Origin of the sequence: Kingella denitrificans ATCC 33394, assembly GCF_000190695.1 — a bacterium.
In the GTDB taxonomy this organism is placed as follows: domain Bacteria; phylum Pseudomonadota; class Gammaproteobacteria; order Burkholderiales; family Neisseriaceae; genus Kingella_A; species Kingella_A denitrificans.
The window spans coordinates 1,641,219-1,648,708 of the sequence record NZ_GL870929.1 but is presented as its reverse complement, the minus strand read 5'-3'; the positions used below and the strand labels follow the sequence as shown (position 1 = coordinate 1,648,708).

Annotated in this window: 8 protein-coding genes; all 8 read right to left on the bottom strand. The window is 47.2% G+C overall.

All coding sequences use genetic code 11. The features are described 5' to 3' along the window. On the bottom strand, positions 1-228 hold a 228-nt coding region (locus tag HMPREF9098_RS11965), incomplete at its 3' end, for a hypothetical protein (RefSeq protein WP_003783818.1). 9 nt (positions 229-237) lie between these two features. Further along, positions 238-882 carry an HAD family hydrolase gene (locus HMPREF9098_RS08255; protein ID WP_003783817.1) on the bottom strand — a complete coding sequence of 215 codons (645 nt, stop codon included), beginning with the start codon at positions 880-882 and terminating at the stop codon, positions 238-240. After that, positions 879-1,634: an SDR family oxidoreductase gene (locus HMPREF9098_RS08250; RefSeq protein WP_003783816.1), complete on the bottom strand. Its 756-nt coding sequence runs from the start codon at positions 1,632-1,634 to the stop codon at positions 879-881. The genes HMPREF9098_RS08255 and HMPREF9098_RS08250 overlap by 4 nt, the downstream gene beginning before the upstream one ends. A 45-nt stretch (positions 1,635-1,679) precedes the next feature. Continuing rightward, complete coding sequence (locus HMPREF9098_RS08245; protein WP_003783814.1) at positions 1,680-2,978, bottom strand: FAD-binding oxidoreductase; 1,299 nt, start codon at positions 2,976-2,978, stop codon at positions 1,680-1,682. Between the two features lie 37 nt (positions 2,979-3,015). Continuing rightward, entirely contained in the window at positions 3,016-3,978 is a 963-nt protein-coding gene (locus HMPREF9098_RS08240; protein WP_003783812.1) for a lysylphosphatidylglycerol synthase transmembrane domain-containing protein, read from the bottom strand. Continuing rightward, the gene (locus HMPREF9098_RS08235) at positions 3,975-4,862 is read right to left on the bottom strand and encodes a decaprenyl-phosphate phosphoribosyltransferase (protein WP_003783810.1); all 888 of its coding nucleotides are present in this window, start codon (positions 4,860-4,862) and stop codon (positions 3,975-3,977) included. Before HMPREF9098_RS08235 ends, HMPREF9098_RS08240 begins: the two co-directional genes overlap by 4 nt. Before the next feature lie 2 nt (positions 4,863-4,864). Beyond that, a complete protein-coding gene (locus HMPREF9098_RS08230; RefSeq protein ID WP_147285381.1) occupies positions 4,865-6,625 on the bottom strand; it encodes a putative glycosyltransferase family protein in 1,761 nt (586 codons plus the stop codon). 222 nt (positions 6,626-6,847) lie between these two features. Next, positions 6,848-7,318: a pilin gene (locus HMPREF9098_RS08225; protein WP_003783807.1), complete on the bottom strand. Its 471-nt coding sequence runs from the start codon at positions 7,316-7,318 to the stop codon at positions 6,848-6,850. Positions 7,319-7,490: the final 172 nt, after the last annotated feature.

Here is a 7,490-nt window from a genome sequence, read left to right as displayed (position 1 = left end):
GCCGATGCTTAACAGTAAATACCATAACGGGTGGGTATAGACTTGTACGCGTTCGCCGATATTCCATACGGGGCCGTGTCCGGCCAGCAGGTTATCGACGGCGCGGAAGGTGATGAAGGCGTCTTCCGCCACCCAGGCGGTGTTGATGAAGGAAATGCTTAGGGCAAACAATATGAGGGGGAATATATATTTCGGCGATAATTTCGCCTTCTGTTGCTGGGTATCCATCAAATCATCCTATATCTGTTGAAATGTGTGATTGTTCCATAAAAAACCGTTGGCTGCGCGTTTCAGCAACGGCATATCGGTGTCGGAATCGCTGTATGCAAAACTGTTATGCCAGCAATCTTTCCCGTATTCCGTTTCGATACGCACCACTTTCTCTTCGCCAAAACAGTTGCGTCCTGATAATTTTCCCGTCAGCCTTCCGTCCGAAACCGCCAATTGTGTCCCCAAAATACCGTCAAAGCCCTGCTGCTTTGCCCATTCGGTCAAATACAGTTCGGGCGATGCGCTGACCAGAATGCAGTAATGCCCTTGCTGTTGGTGTTCGTGCAGTTTCTGCATTCCTTCGGGCAACAGGCGGTGCGGCAATTCTTGTTGCACAAAAGTGCAGGCTGCTTTTTCCAACCGCGTTTCCGTGCAACCGCGCAAAAATGCAGTCAATACAGCTTCTTTTGCCACGTCGTTGGCCACCAGTTTGGTCAAATAGCCTGCCAATACGGGGGCGACCAGTAGCAGTTTCGGGTAATAACGCCAGCCTGCACAATGGTGCAGAAACGGCATGAACGTGTCCGAGCGCGTCAATGTGCCGTCAAAATCAAAAAAAACAAACGGTATTTCCGCCTGCCTGCCGCGTTGCAGCCGTTCCGATAAAATCATAAGGACAACCGTTTGAAAATCGTTTCGGGAATCAGCTTGATAACGGTCATGACCACGCGCCAGACGGGTTTCAAATAGACTTCGTCTTTGCCTTTGCGCATAGCGTTCACAATGCCGCGCGCCACTTCGTCCGCATCCGCCCACAAAAATCCTTCGCGATTCATGCCCGCGGTCATCTGCGTGCGCGTGAAGCCGGGTTTGACGGTGATGACGCTCACGCCGCTTTTGAACAAGCGGTTACGCAGGCCTTGCAGGAAGGTGGTCAGCAAGCCTTTGGCCGCGCCGTAAACATAATTGCTCTGCCGCCCCCTGTCGCCCGCCACACTGCTGATAACGGCGATTGTGCCTTGTTTTTGCGCTTCAAAATCGTTGGCAATCAATGTGAGCAGATGAATGGGCGCCAGTGCGTTGGTGTGGATGGCGGACAAGGTTTGGCTACCTGATTGCTGGCATTCTGCCTGATTCGGCAGCACGCCCTGTGCCAACAGCACGCCGTCGCAACCGTGCAGGCTGCTTTTGGCTTCCTGCCACAGTGTTTCGTGCTGCGCCACATCGTCCAAATCGGCAATGCAGCCTGCAATATGCTGCCCGCTTTGGCCGCGGACACGCAAATCGGTCAGCAACGCGTCCAGTTTTTCGGCATTTCTGGCCACGCAGAACACAGATGCCCCTTCGCGCACCAACTGCCGCGCCGCCTGTTCGGCAATACCGGACGTTGCGCCAAAAATAACGACTTTATTTAGTGAGTTCATTTAATTAACTTTTCTATGGCTGATTGGGGAAAGTGCAGGCTGCTTTTAAAAGCCCATGCGCTGCCAAAAATGTGACTGGAACGCAGGGTCGATGTGCGGCATAAATTCATTCAGTTTCGGGTAACCCAGCTCAAACAAATCGCGCGGCATCCGTGCGTCTTTGGCGGGATACAGTGCGCCCTGCCCTTCGCGCACCACCGCATCTAATCGCTCGAATAATTTCAGGGTTTTTTCTCCGCCGTCCGGAAAATCCAAAGCAAGCGTCGTGCCCGGGCGCGGGAAACTGAGCAGGCCTTCGGGGGCGATGTCGCCAAAACTTTTCAGCACCGCCAAAAAAGACCCCTGCCCGCTTTGCTGGATTTCCTGCAACAGGGCGCGGATACCGTCTTTTTCGCTGTGTTTCGGCAGTACGCATTGGTATTGGTAAAAGCCTTTGCGGCCGTACATCCTGTTCCAGTGCAAAATGCTGTCGAGCGGGAAATGGAAACTTTGGTAATCCGAAAAAAAGGCTTTGTCGCGGTGGTTTTTACGGAAATACAATTCGTTGAACACGGCCAGGCTGACAGGATTGACCAGCGAGAACGGCATATCGAACGGAAAGCTGACGGATTTTTTCGGGCGCATAAACGGCTGTTCTAACGCGGGTGCAGGCTGCCCTAAAAACATCACGCCGCGCCCCAGTTTCTGTTTGCCCGACAAACAGTCAATCCACGATGCGGAACACGGCCAATGCGCCTGTGTTTGTTCGTTCAAACGCCAATATTCGTCCAAATGGTTGAAGCCCCTGTTTTCACACCACATCAACGGATTTTGAATGCGCGTCAGCTGCACTTCCACTTCGGTAATCAGACCCGTCAGCCCCAAACCGCCGATGGTTGCGTGAAACAGGGCGGCGTTTTGCTCGCGGCTGCATTCCAAAAGCTCCCCGCTGGAACGCAACAGCCAGAAACGGCGGACATGATTGCCAAAGCAGCCTGCAACATGATGGTTTTTCCCGTGCACATCATTGGCCACCGCGCCGCCCAACGTGGCGAGCGAAGTGCCCGGCACCGTGCCCAAAAACCAGCCCTGCGGCACCACCAAAGCCAAAATATCGCGCAATAAAATACCCGATTGGGCGCGGAAAACACCGTGTTCCGGGTCGAATGCCGCCAGTTTGTCCAAGCCACGGGTCAGCAATAACGTGCCTTCGGCGTTCAGGCACACATCACCGTAACTGCGCCCGTTGCCTTGCGCCAGAAAAGGCTGGGGCGCTTTGGATGGGAAGCGGGCGGTAGTCAATGGTTCGATATGGGATTGCCGAATACGCGGAATGCGGTTCCAAGAAAGCGCGGGATAGCTCATTGATGTTCCTTTTTTGATGCGGCGATTGGGCAGATTACTATGAACGTGAACGGCGTTTTTCACGCCACAGCGCCAGTACGCCCAGCAATACGGCGAACCAGAGCGTGGTCAGCCGGATAAAGATGGTAATGGCCAAAGCGGAATGTTGGTCGATACCTTTTAGGAACAGCAAAGACACCATGGTAGCCTCCGCGCCGCCCAACCCGCCGGGCAAAAAACTCAATGCGCCGGCCAACATGGACACGGCGTACACAAAAAAGGCGAAATGAACGCTGACATCAAAGCCACACCAGTGCAGCAGCAGATAAAATGCCCAGCCTTCCATTGCCCAAGCCAAGGTGCTGATAGCCGTGGTGAAAATGACTTTCTGCCATTGATTGCAGCGTTGCGCCTGCAATAAGATATGGACGGTTTTATTAACGATTTGCGCCCACTTCTGCGACTTTCCTTGGGTGATGGCCGTCATTTTGTCCAGAAAAGGGCGGTACATCACCACGCCCCACACACCGACCAGCAATATCATGGCGGCAATAATGGGCGCGCGCATGGCCGGATATTCCAGCAGGCCAATGCACGAAAGCAGCACAATGGCAATCAAATCCGACAAACGTTCGCTAATCAATGCCGCCAATGAAGCGGAAGCGGGAATCTGGTGCTTGCTCAAGAACATACTGCGCACCGCCTCGCCCGCCTTCCCCGGCGTGGTGGTCAAGGCGAAACCACTTAAATAGATATTCCAACTGCGCCATGCTGCCAAACGGTAGCCCAAATGGTGCAGATAATATTGCCAGCGGACAAAACGTATCACATAGTTGCCCAGCGACAGCAATAATGCAACTGCCAAACCTGTCCAGCCGACTTGCCGCATCACGGTGGCAACATCATGCCAGCCTGCATAAATGGAAGCGCCTGCATAAACCACCACAGTCAGCAAAACGGAAAGCAAAACCAAATTCAGCTGCCAGTGCAGGCTACTTTTTTGAGACGGCGCAGCCTTCATACCAGTATTCCAAACGTGCAGGCCACCCACATCACGGCTGTTACCAGCAAATGGCGGTCGCTCAATAAATCGCGTGCGGTGTCCGTGCCTTTGGCATGGCGCTGGGTAAGATAAAGATAACGGAAAATACCGTAAATAACGAATGGCAGCGTGTAAATCAAGCGGTTCGTGCCGTGAATTTGCACGGTGGTGCTGGCAACGGTGTACAAACCATAGCTGATAATCGTGCAGGCTGCCGTGATGGACGTGAGCTGTGCCAGTAAGACGGGACTGTATTCGTTCAGCACTTTGCGTGTCTGCTGCTGAAAATGGCCTGCCGCTTCGGATTGCAACAATTCGGACGTGCGTTTGGAAAAGCCCAAAAACAAAGTCAGCATCATGCTGCACAACAACAGCCATTCGGAAGGCTCAATGCCCAAACCGACCGTTCCGGCCAGAATACGCAGCATAAAGCCCGCCGAAATCACAAACACATCCACCAGAACAACATGCTTCCAGCTAAACGAATAGATGATATTCATGACCAGATAGATCAATAAAATCAACACCAACCAGCCCTGACCTGCCAACATGGATGGTAGGAACGCAAATCCCAACAGGCCAAACAAACATTTGAAAGCAGCCTGCACACTAACCGCGCCGCTGGCCAAAGGGCGTGTACATTTGGTCGGATGCGCCCTATCCGCATTCCGATCGACAATATCGTTCAGTACATAAACCGCGCTGGCCGTTGCCGAAAATGCACAAAACGCCCAAGCAGCCTGCACAATGGAAAGCATATCCCAATGATGCGAAAACAATATGCCAATCAATACAAAAGTATTTTTAATGTATTGATGCGGGCGCAGGAGTTTCAGCCAAATTTTCAAGACTTGCGCATCCATTTTTATTGCCCTGCAAAGAATTTCTCTACATTAAACGGTAGATTCTGACAGGCCGGGACCGATAATTTTTTAGCTTCGCAAACTTGATTGACCAATCGGTTAATGGTGACCACTGCTGACTTCCGTTGCGTTTCATCGGTTTTAGTCATTGCTCTAATGGTTTGATACTCAGTTTGGGCAGCAGGCTGCCTATTTTTCAAAATATCAAATATTACATCGTAAACCAATACATTAAACGTTACCGGACCGGTTCTTAATTTTTTTGCTTCCTGTAAAGCGGCATCCGCTTTTTCAATATCATTTCTCATGATCAATGCACCATGTGCATATGAAGTATAAAGATCTTCTATTTGTGCATCTGGTATAGCCTCGTTCTGAATAAGCTGTCCATGAGAAACTGCAGATCTCATTTCATGCAATACATCCATATATTCTTCCATGATATCCAACCCTTCAGGATTTTTTTTCAGAATCAAATACTGCGCATACATAATATAAACGATTGGGCGAAATGTACCTGTTTTTTTCGTTTCTGCCCTTTCTCTAGCAATTAGCTCATCAATACGTTGCTGGACCATTTCTTCTGGTAAATTAGAATGGGCATACGCAAATAAAAGCATAGGATGAAATTCATTCGTATATTTTTCTTGGTAATTGCTCATTGTCAACCAGAACATTAATGAGTTAGACCATGTTGGAATAATTTGAAAAGTAATTAGTGCAATAACAAAAATATATGTACATAACCCTATAAACCATGCCCTGATATGATTGAAATGAATAATGCATTGCTGCGCAACATAAGCAATCAATAAAGAATAAAAGGGCAGGGCTGACATCAGAAATCTATCTTGCGTAATCCCGGTTATTCCTATTGGAATCAAATACAATACCAAGGAAATCATTGCAAGATATGCAATCACAGCAAAAATAATGGTATATCGCTTCACAGCACCATAAATAATTCCGCCAATAACGACCAGAGAAACTACGGCAGAAATAATTTGATTGGATACTGTTATAAAATATTCTATAGGGAGTATTACCCCCATATTATAAAATGGTAAAACTGTTCTAAAAAGATATTCTTTTAAAGCAATAGTCGGCAATTGATAAACCAAATAGCTTTGATAAATGAATTCCCACGTTACTCCCATATGCATCATGCCACTTGCATGGCGTGATCGCAAATACAAATAAACAATTGAATTAACCACCAACAAACACAACAATGTTACATTTTTCTGGAAGAATTCACATATTACCGGCTTCCATGGCTGTTTAGATTGGTGTTTATCGAGCATCCATACACAAAACAAAACCACAGGCATCAGAATACCAATCTCTTTGGAAGCCAATGCTGCCAAATGGCACAATACAACTATCAGATTTTTAAAATATTTGTTCTGAATACAAATAAATACATACAAACCCGCAAGCAAGAAAAAAGTTGCAAAAACATCAAACCGACCCGAAATCCATGCGGCAGCTTCGACATTTCTAGGATGACATAAAAAAACCAACGCACCCAACGCAGCTAATACTTCTGCATTGGGTTGTCGGCTCAACAGTCGTCGAAGTAAATGGTATAAAAACAATGTACTTACATATAGAAATACTATATTTATGGCATGGCTAATAGCTGGATTTAGACCAAACCATTGCCGTTCCATGTACCAACTTAAAAATACTAAAGGGCGAAAATAGCTTGTTCCCTGCAATACTGGCTGTGCCAACAGTGACCATGTCAATTCTGGGCTCATCAGCAATGGATTTCGTAAAACAACTATCGTATCGTCCCATACATAATTGAAATTTATTACCCGATAATACAAATATAAAAATATGGCCAAGCTAACAATATAAAATATATATGTTGTTTTTTTTGAATAATTAGACTTTTGCATTACCAAATCTCAACAAGAAATCATTACTGTGGAATTTATCTATTGTTACACCTTAACAGCACAATTGCTAAATCAACCTCAACGACATGACACAGGCAAATAACGTTCCTGAACGGTGTTTGCTGGATCCGAACCACATTTCCATTTGATAATCTGCTCATTATTCACCATATTCAATGTTGGTGTTAAAACCATGGTTTGTCCAGATAAGTTACCATTTGCAAAAGTGACCAAAATCCGCCCATTACTACCGACGCTCACGCCACCTGACGAAACGTATTTTCCTTTTAGGACAACAGCTTGAGATCCAATATAACCATTGTTTGCAATGGCTGCTGCATCAGGAAAACTATGATATTCTGCCGCCCATATAGCAATTTCATTACGCAATCCATCGCTTAATGTAAATGCCTCCATCGCTTGGGCTCGCCCCACATATTCCTGATATGCAGGTAAGGCAATCGCCGCCAAAATACCGATAATTGCAATTACAATCATCAACTCAATTAAAGTAAAACCTTTTTTCATCAAAAAGTATGCGTTATTCATATATGCTCTCCAAAATCATAACCAAAGTATTCTAACAAAGATTAGAAATACAAACAAAGCCCCACCGGGGGCTTTGTTTCGTCACTTAACCTAATCAACAACAAGTAAGTAGCGACCCAATAGCTATTATTAACGGCAGCTAGAAGGCAGACGTTTAGCAGCGATAGAACCC

Bases quoted from the DNA above. Each gene is read 5' to 3' on its own strand.
- HMPREF9098_RS08255 (WP_003783817.1), bottom strand. From the start codon at position 882: ATGATTTTATCGGAACGGCTGCAACGCGGCAGGCAGGCGGAAATACCG.
- HMPREF9098_RS08250 (WP_003783816.1), bottom strand. From the start codon at position 1,634: ATGAACTCACTAAATAAAGTCGTTATTTTTGGCGCAACGTCCGGTATT.
- HMPREF9098_RS08245 (WP_003783814.1), bottom strand. From the start codon at position 2,978: ATGAGCTATCCCGCGCTTTCTTGGAACCGCATTCCGCGTATTCGGCAA.
- HMPREF9098_RS08240 (WP_003783812.1), bottom strand. From the start codon at position 3,978: ATGAAGGCTGCGCCGTCTCAAAAAAGTAGCCTGCACTGGCAGCTGAAT.
- HMPREF9098_RS08235 (WP_003783810.1), bottom strand. From the start codon at position 4,862: ATGGATGCGCAAGTCTTGAAAATTTGGCTGAAACTCCTGCGCCCGCAT.
- HMPREF9098_RS08230 (WP_147285381.1), bottom strand. From the start codon at position 6,625: ATGAGCCCAGAATTGACATGGTCACTGTTGGCACAGCCAGTATTGCAG.
- HMPREF9098_RS08225 (WP_003783807.1), bottom strand. From the start codon at position 7,318: ATGAATAACGCATACTTTTTGATGAAAAAAGGTTTTACTTTAATTGAG.